This window comes from Kitasatospora sp. NPDC127035 (assembly GCF_042726075.1).
GTDB lineage: Bacteria > Actinomycetota > Actinomycetes > Streptomycetales > Streptomycetaceae > Kitasatospora.
In genome coordinates this window covers 1-14,602 of sequence record NZ_JBHXDN010000037.1, presented here as the reverse complement: position 1 = coordinate 14,602, position 14,602 = coordinate 1, and the positions used below count along the sequence as shown (strand labels likewise).

The window sequence follows — 14,602 nt, the reverse complement described above, 5'->3', positions numbered from 1 at the left end:
GACACAGGTGCGGAGTCAGGTACGGAGAAGGGCGTGGGCCGTTGTGGCCCACGCCCCTTTCCTCGTCCGGACGCCCCCGAACGCCTCAACCGGTCAACCGGTCAACCGGTCAGCTGCCGGGCGCGGGCGACGAGGTCGCGCACCGACCCGTCCGTGAGGTCGGGCAGTGCGTCGAAGTCGAACCAGCGGAGGTCGAGCGACTCCTCGCTGATCAGGGCCAGGGAGCCGGGCGGCGCCACCGCGACGTACTGGACGTCGAGGTGGGTGTTCTCCGGCCGGTCCTTGCCGGTGCAGCGCACCTGGTGCCGGTCGAGCTTGACCGGGACGGGCGCGCCGTCCTGCGTCAGTAGCGTGAGGCCGGGGATGCCGGACTCCTCGGTGGCCTCGCGCAGCGCGGCGGCGGCGAGGTCGCGGTCGCCGGGCTCGCAGTGGCCGCCCATCTGCAGCCACAGGCCGACCTTGGGGTGCAGGGTGAGCAGCACGCGTCCGGCGGCCGGGTCGACGACCGCCGCGCTGGCGGTGATGTGGGCGGGCAGGCAGGAGCGGAACAGGCCCTCGGGCTGTTCGGCGAGGTGCTGCAGGTAGTCGCGGCGCAGCCGCTCCTGGTCCGGGTCGGCGGGGCGCCAGCCGTCCAGGGCGCGGACGGCGTCCGCGTGCAGGGCGCCCGCCCCGGCGGCGCCGGCTTCCGTGCCGCCGGTGCTGCCCGTGCCGCCGGGGACCGTCTCGGTGACCGTCATGCGCCGGGCTCGCCCTTTCCGCCCTCGTCGTCGTTCTTCGTCAGGTCGGGCTTCGGGCCGGATCCCGGCTCGGCCGCCGGGCCGGACGTCCCGGTGCCGCCGCCCGCGGCGGCCTCCCCGAGGAGCTTGTCGATCGCGTCGAAGTCGAGACCGCCTTCGAGGCTGCCCGCGGTGTCCCGGTGCACGAAGGCGTCCGGGTCGTCGAGGTCGGCGGCGGTGGGCAGCATGTCCGGGTGCTGCCAGAGGTCGTCGCGGCCCTCGACGCCGCGGGCGTCGGCGAGCAGCGCCCAGAGCCGGGCGGCGTCGCGCAGCCGGCGCGGCCGCAGTTCGAGGCCGACGAGGGTGGCGAAGGTCTGCTCGGCGGGCCCGCCGGCCGCGCGGCGGCGGCGGACGGTCTCGCGCAGGGCGCCGGCCTGCGGAAGGTGGGGCTCGGCGGCGGCGTGCACGACGGCGTCGACCCAGCCCTCGACGAGTGCGAGCGCGGTCTCCAGGCGGGCGAGCGCGGCCTTCTGCTCGGGGGTGTCCTCGGGCTGGAGCAGGCCGCCGGCGAGCGCCTCCTGGAGGGCCTCGGGGTTGCTCGGGTCGAGCTGGCCGACCAGCTCCTCCATGCGGGTGGTGTCGACCTTGATGCCGCGGGCGTAGGCCTCGACGGCGCCGAGCAGGTGGGCGCGAAGCCACGGCACGTGGGCGAAGAGCCGCTGGTGGGCGGCCTCGCGCAGGGCGAGGTAGAGCCGGACCTCCTCGACGGGGACGTTCAGGCCCTCGCCGAACTCGGCGACGTTCTGCGGCAGCAGCGCGGCCTTGCCGGCGGGGGCGAGCGGCAGGCCGACGTCGGTGGAGCCGACGACCTCCGCGGCGAGCGCGCCGAGCGCCTGGCCGATCTGGGTGCCGAACATGGCGCCGCCCATGGAGCGCATCATGCCCATCAGCGGGCCGGCCATGGCCTGCATCTCCTCGGGCAGGACGCCGCCCATGGCGTTGCCGACGCGCTCGGCGACCGGGTCGACGAGGTCCTTCCAGACCGGAAGGGTGGCCTCGATCCACTCGGCGCGGCTCCAGGCGACGGCGGTACCGGCGCCGGACGGGAACTCGGTGGAGCCGTCGAGCCAGAGGTCGGCGAGGCGGACGGCCTCGGCGACGGCGGAGCGCTCGGTGGCGCTCACCGACCGGTCCTTGCTCTTGCCCTCGGCGGGCTCGGCGACGACCGTCTGCCGGGCGATGTCCTTGGCCAGCTCCCAGTTGACCGGGCCGCCCTCGAACGAGAGCATCTGACCGAGCTGCTGGAACGCGGCGCCGAGGTCGTTGGGGTTGAGGCCGCCGAACATGGCGGCGAAGGGGTTGTCGCCGGCGCCGGGGGCACCGGGGGTGCCCGGTCCGCCGGGCAGGCCGCCCATGCCGAAGAGCGCGCCGAACGGGTTGCCGGCACCGAAGCCGAAGGGCTGCGGGCCGCTCTGCTCGTCGCCGCCCTGGTCCTTCTTCTGCTCGTCTCCGGGCTTGGCCTTGCCGTCTTCGGGCTCCTCGGGCGGAACGCCGAATCCGAAGGGAAGGTCGCTCACGGGGTCCTCGATCCGGTCGGCCGTCATGCGGGTGGTGGCGGTGAAATCTGCAGGCCCGGGGCGGTCGGTGGAGTGGGGGACTCCCGGCCGGTGGGCGGCTCCCACGCGGCTGGTCCGCGCCGGGTGCACCGCCGGGCCTCCGCCTCGGGCAGGATGGACGTACGTGACACACGTACGTACGCACATAAGCTAACCGTGGAGGATGGCCGGTGAGTTCCCCGCCTTCGGACGTTCGCTCTGGGCTGACCGGAGGAGAGGACGCCCCGGACATCACGGCGTCGCCTCCTCCAGCCTATGACGGAAGACCCCTGACCGTGGCGGTCACGGGTGCCGCCGGCGTGCTCGGCGAGCGCGTCGCAGCCCGGCTGGTCGCCTCGCCGGGCGTGAAGAAAGTGCTCGCGGTGGACGACCGGCGCGGTGAGGTGCCGGGCGTCCAGTGGCGGGTCCTGGACGTGCGGGACCCCGCCGTCGCCGAGCGGCTGGCCGGCGTGGACGTGGTGGTCCACCTGGCGATGGACCTGGGCATGGAGTCGGACCCGCGGGCGCGCAGCGCCTACAACGTGCGGGGCGCGCAGACGGTGCTGACGGCCGCCGCGGCGGCCGGGGTGCACCGGGTGGTGCTCTGCACCTCCGCGATGGTCTACGGCGCGCTGGCCGACAACGAGGTCCCGCTGGCCGAGGACTCGGAGCTGCGGGCGACCGAGGAGGCCTCGCTGGTCGGGGACCTGCTGGAGATCGAGCGGCTGGCCCGGCGCGCGCCGCGGGCGCACCCGGGGCTGCAGGTGACGGTGCTGCGCCCGGCGGTGGTGGTGGGCCCCGGGGTCGACACGGTGCTGACCCGGCACTTCGAGGCGCCGCGGCTGCTGGTGGTGGCGGGTTCGCGGCCGTGCTGGCAGTTCTGCCACGTGGACGACCTGGCGGCGGCGCTGGAGTACGCGGCGCTGGGCCTGGTCGAGGGCGAGGTGACGGTCGGCTGTGACGGCTGGCTGGAGCAGGAGGACGTGGAGCGGCTGTCGGGGATCCGGCGGATGGAGCTCCCGGCCTCGCTCGCGCTGGGTACGGCGGCGCGGCTGCACCGGCTGGGGCTGACCCCGGCGCCGGCCGGTGACCTGGCGTACACGATGTACCCGTGGGTGGTGTCGGGCAGCCGGTTGCACGAGGCGGGCTGGCGGCCGACGTACACCAACGAGGAGGTGCTGGCGGAGCTGCTGGCGCAGGTGGCGGGGAAGCACGCGGTGGCCGGGCGCCGGCTGGGCGGCAAGGAGGCCGCGACCAGCCTGGGCGCGGCCGGGGCGACGGTGGCGCTGGTGGGTACGGCGGCGCTGGTGCGTCGGGCGCGGAAGCGGCGCCGTTTCTGATCGGCGACGCGCCGACCGCGGTCGCCCCCGGGCCGCGGCCGGCCGCCCGGCTCCGGCTCCGGGTCCGGCCCCGGTCCGGGTAGCCCGGGGACTGGCCCGGGTCCGGTCCGGAGGGTGGCTCGCTCCGGGCCGTTTCTCACGATGCGAAATTCCTCCGTCGTGATGCGGAAAGCTCTTGCCCCGGACCACTCGGGATGGGGGATCATGGGGTCATGTCCGAGAACCACGACCCGATCCGCCTGCTCGCGATCCGCGACACCCCGCTCTCCCTCGACGAGGTGTACGACGCGGTGGGCGACGACGCGGCCGGCGGGACGACCGTCTTCGTCGGGACGGTCCGCGACCACGACGGCGGCAAGTCGGTCTCCGCACTGGAGTACAGCTGCCACCCCACGGCCGAGCAGGAGATGCGCCGGATCGCCGAGAAGATCGTCGCGGACTTCCCGGTCCGGGCGCTCGCCGCGGTCCACCGGATCGGCCGGCTGGAGATCACCGACAAGGCGGTGATCGTCGCCGTCTCCTGCGCCCACCGCGGCGAGGCGTTCGCCGCGGCCCGTCGGCTGATCGACGACCTCAAGCACGAGGTGCCGATCTGGAAGCACCAGGTCTTCGCCGACGGCGAGGAGGAGTGGGTCGGCGCCGGGAGCTGCTGACCAGCCCCCGCAGCCCCGCCCCCCAGCCCCCCGCAGCCCCGCCGACGCGCAGGCGCGCCGGGTCCTCACTCGAACGGGTGTGGGCCTGTGCGCCGAATACTCCCTGGCAGTGAGCCGATCGGCCGTGCCGTAACCCGGAAGGCGCCGTCAACGTTGTCCGCCGGAGTGGTTAATCTGCTCATAGACACGACGAGCTGGGAGTACTGAGATGGCTGCGCTCGCCTGGTTGATCATTCCGGTTGTCGCCGCACTGCTCGCCGCCGTGTGGGCGGGGTGGGCCCAGAGGGCCCCCAGGGCGACGGGGGACCCGGCCTCACTGGCCGAACACAAGCGGTTCATGGCCGCGATGGAACGCACCACGACCGGCTCCGGTCCGGGCGAGCGCCCGGGCCGGTAGCCCGCCGGGCGTACCGTCGGTCGCGTCCCGTACTGTCGAGTCATGCCACGCCGCTCTGCGACGATGCTCGCCGCCACCCTGCTGCTCATAGCGCTGCTCTGTGTCTCGGTGCTGATGAAGGTGCCGTACACCGAGATGAGCCCGGGGCCGACGTACAACACGCTCGGGGTGCAGGAGAAGACGGGCACGCCGGTGATCACCATCACCGGCCACGAGTCGTTCCCGGCGAGCGGCCACCTCAACATGACCACCGTGCAGGTGACCGGGGCCAAGTACGAGCCCAGCCTGGTCAACGCGGTGATCGGCTGGCTGCGGGACGACGTGCTGGTGGTGCCGCACGACAACGTCTACCCCAAGGGGCAGACCGACGCCGAGGCCAAGCAGCAGAACGCCGAGGAGTTCGCGCTCTCCGAGGACCACGCCCGGACCGCGGCGCTCAAGCAGCTCGGCATCCCGATGGGCAGCGAGCTGATCGTCCAGGCCGTCACCGCCGGAGCCCCGGCCGAGGGCCGGCTGCACGCCGGCGACCAGATCGTCGCCGTCGACGGCACCGCGGTGGCCGACCCGGAGGGCGTGGCCAAGGCGGTCACCAAGCGCCAGCCCGGCGAGCAGGTGGTCTTCACCGTCGTGCCGCGGGTCAAGGAGGGCTCGGCCGAGCCGGGGGTGCGCACCGACATCACCGTCCCGACCGTGAAGTCGCCCGACAGCGGCTCCGCGATGGTCGGCATCCGTCCGGGCCTGAAGCACACCTACCCGTTCCGGATCGACATCGGGCTGCAGGACGTCGGCGGGCCCAGTGCCGGCCTGATGTTCTCGCTCGGCATCATCGACAAGCTGACGCCCGGCGACCTCACCGACGGCCGGTTCGTGGCCGGCACCGGCACCATCGACGACAACGGGGCGGTCGGGCCGATCGGCGGCATATCGATGAAGCTGATCGCCGCACGGGACGCCGGCGCCGAGTACTTCCTCACGCCGGCCGCCAACTGCGCCGAGGCGGGGAAGAACACCCCGGACGGGCTGACCCTGGTCAAGGCCGAGACGCTGGACGGCGCGCTGAAGTCGCTGGAGCAGATCCGCTCCGGGCAGACCTCCGCACTGCCCTCCTGCGCCGCGTAGCCGACCGACCCACCGCCGGCCGGCCGGCCGGGCGATCGCGAGACCGGAAGACCTGAAGATCGCGAGATCGTGGGACCGGCATGCGGAAGACCGGTCAACCGGCCGGACGGCCGGCTGACCGATCGGCCGGGTGACCGGGTGGCCGTTGCGCTACGAGAAGGTCGCCAGCAGGGCCTCGGTCAGGCCCGGCACCAGGTCGGGGCCGGTCAGCACCTCGCGCGCGACGTCCTTGGACCGCAGCCGCAGCGCGACCTCCTTCTTCCCGCCGCGCAGCACGGCGGCGGTGATCCGCACCTCTTCGCGCTTGGGGTGGTTGGCCACCCAGTCGGCGAGCTGGGCGTCGCTGGCGTTGCGCGGGCGGGTCTGCTCGGAGCCGGGCGGCAGCATCAGCCGCTCGACCACCAGCGCGCAGCCGGCGACCGCGTCGGGCCAGGCGATGGTGCCGAGGAACTTGTCCAGCTCCATGCCGGCCGGCAGCTCGTCCTGCTCGACGGGGGTGAGGCCGGCCTCCTCGGTGTCGGCGAGGCCGAGCTGCTTGGCGATGCGCGGGTCGGCCTTGCGCAGGGCGGCGCTGTCCACCAGGGCGAACAGCCGGGCCGGGAGGTCCCAGCCGAGGGTGGCGGCGTACTCGTCGATCTCCAGGGCGGCCCGGGTCAGCGGGGTCGCGGCCGGGAGCGTGGAGACGTCGTCGGGGAGATTGGATCCATCGGACATGCCTCAATCCTCACACGCCGGGCGGGTCCGGCGGGCCCGGCGGTGCCGGGTCCCGCGCCGGGCGCGGTGCCGGGCGGTGCCGTGGGGAGCCCGTCGGGAGGCCGGACGGAGGCCGTCCGGGAGCCGTCGGGAGCGCCGTGAGGCCCCCGCCGGCGGGGGAGCGGGGGCCGGCTGCGCTCGTAACCGTCTGCTAACGGTGGGAACTCGGCTAAAGCCTGGTTAAGTTGCACTGAAGACCGACCGACTCCAGACGACACAACTGAGGTGCCACCGTGGTATTCCAGATGCCGGAACGCTCAGGGCCGGGTTTCCGGCGCAGAGTAGGCCCGCCCTCCCGGCGGGCGCGAGTGCTCCTGCTGACCTTGGGAGTGCTCGCGGTCCTCTTCCTGCTGTTCGTCATGTTCGCCGGATTCTGGACGGACTGGCTCTGGTTCAAGTCGGTCCAGTACTCCTCGGTGTTCACCACCCAGCTCTGGACCAAGATCGGGCTGTTCGCGGTCTTCGGCCTGCTGATGGCGGTGATCGTCGGCTTCAACGTGTGGCTGGCGCACCGGCTGAGGCCGCCGCTGTCGGCGATGTCGGTCGAGCAGCAGAGCCTGGACCGCTACCGCTCGGGCCTGGCGCCGTTCAAGCGCTGGGCGCTGATCGGGATCTCGCTGGTGATCGGGCTGGTGGCGGGTGCCGCGGCCTCGGGCCAGTGGCGGACGTGGCTGCTGTGGACCAACGGGACCTCGTTCGGGGTCAAGGACCCGCAGTTCGGGCGGGACGTCTCGTTCTACGCCTTCGATCTGCCGTTCTACGAGTTCGTGCTGGGCTTCGCGTTCAGCGCGGTGATCGTCTCGCTGCTGACCTCGGTGCTGGTGCACTACCTGTACGGCGGGCTGCGGCTGCAGGGACCGGGCCGGCGGGCGAGCGTCGGTGCGCAGGGGCACCTGGCCGTGCTGCTGGGCATCTTCGTGGTGCTGAAGGCGGTGGCGTACTGGCTGGACCGGTACGCGCTGGCCGTGAAGACCGGCGCCTACCGGGAGGTCTCCGGCTGGACCGGCCTGCGGTACGTGGACGCCAACGCGTTCCTGCCGGCGAAGACGATCCTGTTCTTCGTCGCGATCATCTGCGCGGTGCTGTTCTTCCTGACCCCGGTGCGGCGCACCTGGGCCCCGGCCCTGATCGGGCTGGGCCTGATGGTGCTGTCGGCGGTGCTGATCGGCGGGGTGTACCCGGCGATCGTGCAGCAGTTCCAGGTCAAGCCGAACGAGCAGGCCAAGGAGACGCCCTACATCCAGAAGAACATCGACGCGACGCGCCAGGCGTACGGGATCTCGGACAGCCAGACGATCCCGTACACCCCGAAGGGCACGACCGACGCCGAGGCGCTGAAGCCGGACGCGCAGACCATCTCGGACATCCGGCTGATCGACCCGAACGTCGTCTCGCCGACCTTCCAGTCGATCGAGCAGCAGCGGTCGTACTACGCGTTCCCGCAGACCCTGGACGTGGACCGGTACGGCAAGGACGCGGGCGCCCAGGACACCGTGATCGGCCTGCGCGAGCTGGACCTCAACGGTGTGCAGCGGAACTGGATCAACGACCACTTCAAGTACACCCACGGCTACGGCGCGGTGGTGGCCAAGGGCAACCAGGTCAACGACAAGGGCCAGCCGGTCTTCACCGAGTCCGGCCTGCCGGCGACGGGTTCGCTGGGCGACTACCAGCAGCGGATCTACTACGGCGAGAAGACCTCCACGTACTCGATCGTGGGCGGCTCCAACCAGGAGATCGACTACACCACCGACTCCGGTGAGAACAAGCAGTACAAGTACACCGGCGGCAGCGGCGTCTCGCTGAACAACCCGCTGACCCGGGCCGCGTACGCGGTGAAGTTCGCCGAGCCGCAGATCCTCTACGCGGGGGCGATCACCGACGGCGCCAAGGTGATCTACGACCGGACGCCCAAGGAGCGGGTGGAGAAGGTCGCGCCGTGGCTGTCGATCGACGCCGACCCGTACCCGGTGGTGGAGAACGGCCGGGTGGTCTGGGTGCTGGACGGCTACACCACCTCGGACGGCTACCCCTTCTCGTCGAAGACGACGCTGGGCACGGCCACCAAGGACTCGCTGACCAACCAGCGCGGTGAGCTGCTGACCGTCGCCAACCAGGTCAACTACATCCGCAACTCGGTCAAGGCCACCGTGGACGCGTACACCGGCGAGGTGACGCTGTACCAGTGGGACGAGAACGACCCGGTGCTGAAGACCTGGATGAAGGCGTTCCCGGACACCGTGAAGGCCAAGGCGGAGATCCCGGGCACGCTGATGCCCCACCTGCGCTACCCGCAGGACATGTTCAAGGTGCAGCGCGACCTGCTGGGCCAGTACCACGTGACGGACGCCAACTCGTTCTTCAACGGCAGCGACATCTGGCAGGTCCCGGTGGACCCGACCAGCGACACCAAGCAGTTCCAGCCGCCGTACTACCTGACGGTGCGGATGCCGGACCCGGCGGTCACGTCGGCGAGCTTCTCGCTGACGACCACCTTCGTGCCGCGCGGCCGGGACAACCTGGCGGCGTTCATGGCCGTCAGCGCCGACCCGGGCCCGGACTACGGCAAGCTCCGGATCCTCAAGGTGCCGGGGGACTCCAAGACGCTCGGCCCCAACCTGGTGCAGTCGCAGTTCAACTCGCGGCAGGAGGTGGCGCAGCAGATCACCCTGCTGAAGAGCGGCGGTGACTCGGAGCTGGAGTACGGCAACCTGCTGACGCTGCCCGTCGGCGGCGGCCTGCTGAACGTCGAGCCGGTGTACGTCCGCGGGCGCGGCGCCAAGTACCCGACGCTGCAGAAGGTGCTGGCGGTCTACGGCAACGACAACGTGGCGTTCGAGAACACGCTGGAGGAGGCGCTGCGGAAGGTGTTCGCGGGCGCGGCGCCGGCGACCACGCCGACCGCACCCACCACGCCGACGAACCCGACGACGCCCACCAACCCGACGACGCCGACGAATCCGACGACGCCGGCGCCGGGGAGCACGGTCACGCCCGAGCTGCAGAAGGCGATGGCGGACGTGCTGAAGGCGCAGGGCGAGCTCGACAACGCCGCCAAGTCCGGTGACTGGGTGGCCGTCGGGCAGGCTCAGAAGGCGCAGAGCGAGGCGGCCAAGGCGCTGGCCGCGGCCTTGCAGAAGGCCGGTCTCGCGCCCGCGGCCGCGTCGGCGGGGCCCTCGCCCGCGGCTCCGTCGGGGGCTCCGTCGGGGACGCCCGCCCCGTCGGGCTCACCGGGGGCCACCCCGGCGCCAACGCCGAGCACCGGCCCCTGAGCCGCTGAGCTGCGGCGACCGATTTCTGTCCCACCCCGCGACCGTGTTATGGTTTGGCTACCGACGCGGGGTGGAGCAGCTCGGTAGCTCGCTGGGCTCATAACCCAGAGGTCGCAGGTTCAAATCCTGTCCCCGCTACTCAGTAGCACAGAGGCCCGGAGGATTCGTCCTCCGGGCCTCTGGCGTTTTTTCGGCCGGGCCGCGGGGGTTGCTCCGGTACCATCGAGCGTCGCCAAGGACGACGGCAGCGGGGTTTGCGGACGCCAGTGTCGGGAAATCGACAAAGCGCCGAAGCAATCTCGTCGGCTTCGGGTCCGCCCCGCCGAAATCGGCCGGGGCAGGTGTACGCGGGTTGCGGGTGATGCGACGATGGGACACATGGGGGACGTTGCACGGCTGCTGACCGGCCGTCCGGTCCGACGCGCCCCCTGGGGGCGCCTCCGGTCCAAGACCGGGGGACGGTCCCCCCGGCCGATGGCCGGGGAAGGATGCCGCGACACTCTGGGGGAGCGGGAGTCGGCATGAGGCTGATCGGAAAGAACGGGACAGGAGCGAAACCGGCGACCACCGAGGCGGACACCGAGGCCTGGGCGGAGAGCCCCGAGCGGAACCCGGGCGCCCTGCCCGCCCAGCGCACCAGCGGCCTGACGGAGCGCCGCCCGGCGCCCGGCTACGGCCCGGACAGCCTGGTGCACGTCCCCACCAGCCGGTTCACCGCCGAGATCGGCCCGTACGGCGCGCTCACCGAACAGAGCGGCCCGGGGGCGGACGCCGGCGAGCACGCCGGCTTCGACTCCGCGAGCTTCGAGACCGCGCTGGCCGCCCGCGAGCAGGCCGCACTGGAAGCCCGGCACCGTCAGGCCGCCGACGACGGCGACGCGGACGCCGCCGGCCGGCTCGGCACGCTGCTGCTGCGCCGCGGCGACCTGGAGGACGCGGAGCCGTACCTGCGCGGGGCCGCCGCTGCCGGACTCCGCTCCGCGGCCAACAACCTCGGCGTGCTGCTGCACCAGCAGGGCCACCGGGCCGAGGCGGCCCAGTGGTGGCGGCAGGCCGCGGTGGCCGGCAGCGCGCCGGCCGCGCACGCGCTCGGCCTGCAACTGCGGGACCAGGGCGAGGAGGAGGCGGCCGAGTACTGGCTGCACTTCGCCGCCGACCACGGTCACCCGCTGGGCGCGTACGCGCTCGGCGACCTGATGGAGCACCGGCGCGACGTCCGCGCCGAACGCTGGTTCAAGGTGTCCGCCGACGCCGGACACCGGGAGGCCGCCTACCGGCTGGCCCGGATGCGGGAGGCGGCCGGGGACAAGGAGACCGCGGAGGCCTGGTACCGGATCGCGGCCGCCCGCAGCCACGCCCGGGCGGCGCTGCGCCTCGGCGTCCTGCTGGAGGACCGGGCCGGCGGGGACCAGGCGCTGCTGGAGGAGGCCGCCCGCTGGTACCGGCAGTCGGCGCAGAACGGCGAGCCCCGGGCCGCGTGCGCGCTGGGCTTCCTGCTGCGCGACTCCGGGGATCTCGGTGCGGCCGCCGAGTGGTGGCAGGAGGCGGCCGAGGCCGGGGACGGCAACGCGGCGAACGCGCTGGGCGCGCTGCACGCCTCGCGCGGCGAGGCCGCCGAGGCGGAGCGCTGGTACCGCAGCGCGCTGGAGGCCGGGGACCAGAACGGCGCGTTCAACCTGGGGCTGCTCTGCGCGGGCGCCGGGCGGGACCAGCAGGCCGAGCAGTGGTACCGGCGGGCCGCGTACGCCGGGCACCGGGAGGCGTGCAACGCGCTGGCCGTGGTGCTGCTGCAGCGCGGTGACGAGTCGGGCGCCGAACCGTGGTTCTCCAAGGCCGCGGAGGCGGGCAGCGTGGACGGCGCCTTCAACCTGGGCGTCCTGCACGCCGGGCGCGGCGAGCAGCGGCAGGCGCAGGAGTGGTACGCGCGCGCCGCGGCCGAGGGGCACGGCGAGGCGGCGCTTCAGCTGGCGGTGGTGCAGGAGCAGCGCGGCAATCTGGCGGGCGCGCTGGAGCGTTACCGCCAGGCGGCGGCGGGCGGGTCGGCGGAGGGTGCGTTCCGGCTGGCCTCGGTGCTGGACCGGCGCGGGGACGCGGACCAGGAGGCCGAGCACTGGTACGCGGTGGCGGCGGACGCCGGGCACCGGCGGGCCCAGGTGCGGATGGGCGTGCGGGCGGCCGAGCGCGGGGCGCTGGAGATCGCCGAGAGCTGGTACCGGCGGGCCGCGGCGGCGGGCAGCCGCAGCGCCGCGTTCAACCTGGGGCTGCTGCTGGCCCGGCAGGACAGCGAGGCCGAGGCGATGCTCTGGTACACCCGGGCCGCGGACGCCGGGCACGGGCGGGCGGCGCTTCGGCTCGCGCTGCTGGCGCTGCGCCGGGGGGAGCCGGTGCAGGCGGAGAACTGGTGCCGGCGGGCGGCGGACTACGGTCCGGCCGAGGTGGCCGAGCGGGCCGGCCGCCTGCTGGGCGCCCTCCACGCCGAGCTGAGCGCGTAGCGCCGGGCCCGGCCACGGGCACCCGGCGCCGCTCGCCGCGGGTCGGGCGCCGTCCTCGTCGTCCTCGTCGTTCACCGGGTCGAGGTGCCCGCCTGCGCGGTCCGCCCGGACACCCTGTGCCGGGGGTGGTGGCGCCGGGGGCGGTTCGCGGGGGCTGCTCAGGGGCCGGTCGTACAGTCCGGACAGAGGCCGCGGTAGGTGATCTCGGCGCCGGAGACGGTGAAGCCGAACCGCTCGGAGGCGGGCAGCGCGGCCAGCGGGTCGCCCAGCGGGTGGACGTCGCGGATGGCGCCGCAGCCGGAGCAGACCAGGTGCTGGTGGGCGTGGTGGGCGTTGGGGTCGTACCGCTTGGCGCGGCCGTCGGTCGCTACCTCCAGCACCTCGCCGAGGCAGACGAGTTCGCCGAGGGTGTTGTAGACGGTGGCGCGGCTGATCTCGGGCAGCCGTTGCGCCGCGCGCGCGTGCACCTCGTCGGCGGTGAGGTGGACGTGTTCTCCGTCGAGGACCTCGGCCACGACCCGGCGCTGCGAGGTCAGCCGCCATCCACGTCCGCGAAGCCGTTCCAGCAGGTCACTCATGGGTACAGGGTAAGTGCACTCCCAGTCTGGTTCCAGTGTTGACTTGGACAAAGTCCAAGTTAGGATCGAGTCGTAACGACCGGATCACGCGGAGGCACCCTCTTATGACTACCCAGGACGAGCTGCGCCCCACCCTCACCACGGAGGCGGGTGCCCCCGTCGCCGACAACCAGAACACCGAGACCGCCGGTGTCGGCGGTCCGGCGCTGATCCAGGACCAGCAGCTGTTCGAGAAGCTCGCGCACTTCAACCGCGAGCGGATCCCGGAGCGCGTGGTGCACGCCCGCGGCGCGGCCGCGTACGGCACGTTCACCGTGACCGCCGACGTGACCGGCTACACGCGGGCGGCGTTCCTCTCCGAGGTCGGCAAGCAGACCGAGACCTTCCTGCGGTTCTCCACCGTGGCGGGCAACCTCGGCTCCGCCGACGCGGTGCGCGACCCGCGCGGCTTCGCGCTGAAGTTCTACACCGAGGAGGGCAACTACGACCTCGTCGGCAACAACACCCCGGTGTTCTTCATCAAGGACGCCACCAAGTTCCCGGACTTCATCCACACCCAGAAGCGCGACCCGTACACGGGCTCGCAGGAGGCGGACAACGTCTGGGACTTCTGGGGCCTGTCGCCCGAGGCCACCCACCAGGTGACCTGGCTGTTCGGCGACCGCGGCATCCCGGCCTCCTACCGGCACCTGGACGGCTTCGGCTCGCACACCTACCAGTGGCAGAACGAGGCCGGCGAGTACTTCTGGGTCAAGTACCACTTCAAGACCGACCAGGGGATCAGGAACCTGACGTCGGAGGAGGCGGCCAAGCTCGCGGGCGAGGACCCGGACAGCCACCAGCGGGACCTGCGCGAGGCCATCGAGCGCAGCGAGTTCCCCACCTGGACGGTCAGCGTCCAGATCATGCCGGCCGCCGACGCGGCGAACTACCGCTTCAACCCCTTCGACCTGACGAAGGTCTGGCCGCACGCCGACTACCCGCTGGTCGAGTTCGGCAAGCTGGAGCTCAACCGCAACCCCGACAACGTCTTCGCCGAGGTCGAGCAGTCGATCTTCTCCCCGTCGCACTTCGTGCCCGGCATCGGTCCGTCCCCCGACAAGATGCTGCAGGGCCGCCTGTTCGCGTACGCGGACGCCCACCGCTACCGCGTCGGCATCAACGCCGACCACCTGCCGGTCAACCGCCCGCACGCCGCCGAGGCGCGCAACAACAGCCGTGACGGCCACCTGTACGACGGCCGGCACGGCCGCCAGAAGAACTACGAGCCCAACAGCTTCGGCGGCCCGGTGCAGACCGGCCGGCCGCTCTGGGCGCCGACCCCCGTCAGCGGTGCCACCGGCACCTCCGAGGCCCCCTCGCACGCCGAGGACAACGACTTCGTGCAGGCGGGCAACCTGTACCGGCTGATCGGCGAGGACGAGAAGCAGCGGCTGGTCGCCAACCTGGCCGGCTTCATCGCCAAGGTCTCGGCCGACCGCGACGACATCGTCGAGCGGGCGATCGAGAACTTCCGCAAGGCCGACGCCGACTACGGTCAGCGCCTGGAGGCGGCCGTGCGGGAGCTGCGCAAGCAGCGGTGACGCCGGCGCGCCCCCGATGAGCAGCGGGCCCCGGCCCGCCCCACGCGGGACCGGCCCGGCGGGGGCCCCCACCCCCCCCGCCGCCCCCCCGGGCGGACGCCCCC

At 73.0% G+C, this 14,602-nt stretch carries 11 protein-coding genes and 1 tRNA gene; 8 read left to right on the top strand and 4 right to left on the bottom strand.

The features are described from left to right. Positions 1–101 precede the first annotated feature (101 nt). Together ACFWIC_RS24205 and ACFWIC_RS24200 are read right to left on the bottom strand one after the other, a co-directional pair. Positions 102–737 carry an NUDIX hydrolase gene (locus ACFWIC_RS24205; protein ID WP_380520003.1) on the bottom strand — a complete coding sequence of 212 codons (636 nt, stop codon included), beginning with the start codon at positions 735–737 and terminating at the stop codon, positions 102–104. Beyond that, positions 734–2,293 (bottom strand): zinc-dependent metalloprotease, encoded by a 1,560-nt coding sequence (locus tag ACFWIC_RS24200; protein ID WP_380520002.1) that lies wholly within the window; start codon positions 2,291–2,293, stop codon positions 734–736. The genes ACFWIC_RS24205 and ACFWIC_RS24200 overlap by 4 nt, the downstream gene beginning before the upstream one ends. Before the next feature lie 209 nt (positions 2,294–2,502). Here ACFWIC_RS24200 and ACFWIC_RS24195 point away from each other — a divergent pair, with 209 nt between their 5' ends. The 4 genes from ACFWIC_RS24195 (at position 2,503) to ACFWIC_RS24180 (ending at position 5,820) form a co-directional block, all read left to right on the top strand. After that, positions 2,503–3,651 carry an NAD-dependent epimerase/dehydratase family protein gene (locus ACFWIC_RS24195; RefSeq protein ID WP_380355850.1) on the top strand — a complete coding sequence of 383 codons (1,149 nt, stop codon included), beginning with the start codon at positions 2,503–2,505 and terminating at the stop codon, positions 3,649–3,651. A gap of 212 nt (positions 3,652–3,863) precedes the next feature. Beyond that, positions 3,864–4,304, top strand: a complete 441-nt coding sequence (locus ACFWIC_RS24190) for a molybdenum cofactor biosynthesis protein MoaE (protein WP_329883139.1) — start codon at positions 3,864–3,866, stop codon at positions 4,302–4,304. Between the two features lie 208 nt (positions 4,305–4,512). Next, positions 4,513–4,701, top strand: coding sequence for a hypothetical protein (locus tag ACFWIC_RS24185; protein ID WP_329883138.1), 189 nt, complete (start codon positions 4,513–4,515; stop codon positions 4,699–4,701). 42 nt (positions 4,702–4,743) lie between these two features. Beyond that, on the top strand, positions 4,744–5,820 hold the full coding sequence (locus ACFWIC_RS24180; protein ID WP_329952289.1) for a PDZ domain-containing protein: 1,077 nt from the start codon (positions 4,744–4,746) through the stop codon (positions 5,818–5,820). A 150-nt stretch (positions 5,821–5,970) separates the two neighbouring features. Here the strand turns inward: ACFWIC_RS24180 and ACFWIC_RS24175 are convergent, their stop codons facing one another. Continuing rightward, positions 5,971–6,534, bottom strand: coding sequence for a PPA1309 family protein (locus ACFWIC_RS24175; RefSeq protein WP_329883136.1), 564 nt, complete (start codon positions 6,532–6,534; stop codon positions 5,971–5,973). 284 nt (positions 6,535–6,818) lie between these two features. Between ACFWIC_RS24175 and ACFWIC_RS24170 the strand changes: the two genes are divergently transcribed. The 3 genes from ACFWIC_RS24170 (at position 6,819) to ACFWIC_RS24160 (ending at position 12,337) form a co-directional block, all read left to right on the top strand. Continuing rightward, positions 6,819–9,845 carry a UPF0182 family protein gene (locus tag ACFWIC_RS24170; RefSeq protein WP_380520020.1) on the top strand — a complete coding sequence of 1,009 codons (3,027 nt, stop codon included), beginning with the start codon at positions 6,819–6,821 and terminating at the stop codon, positions 9,843–9,845. 64 nt (positions 9,846–9,909) lie between these two features. Then, positions 9,910–9,983: transfer RNA gene (locus ACFWIC_RS24165), tRNA-Met, on the top strand. Between the two features lie 383 nt (positions 9,984–10,366). Then, the gene (locus ACFWIC_RS24160) at positions 10,367–12,337 is read left to right on the top strand and encodes a tetratricopeptide repeat protein (protein WP_329952287.1); all 1,971 of its coding nucleotides are present in this window, start codon (positions 10,367–10,369) and stop codon (positions 12,335–12,337) included. Positions 12,338–12,495: 158 nt separating this feature from the next. Here the strand turns inward: ACFWIC_RS24160 and ACFWIC_RS24155 are convergent, their stop codons facing one another. Beyond that, positions 12,496–12,915 carry a Fur family transcriptional regulator gene (locus tag ACFWIC_RS24155; protein WP_329883133.1) on the bottom strand — a complete coding sequence of 140 codons (420 nt, stop codon included), beginning with the start codon at positions 12,913–12,915 and terminating at the stop codon, positions 12,496–12,498. A gap of 104 nt (positions 12,916–13,019) precedes the next feature. On the opposite strand from ACFWIC_RS24155, the gene ACFWIC_RS24150 reads away from it, so the two are divergent. After that, complete coding sequence (locus ACFWIC_RS24150; protein WP_329883132.1) at positions 13,020–14,498, top strand: catalase; 1,479 nt, start codon at positions 13,020–13,022, stop codon at positions 14,496–14,498. Positions 14,499–14,602 lie beyond the last annotated feature (104 nt).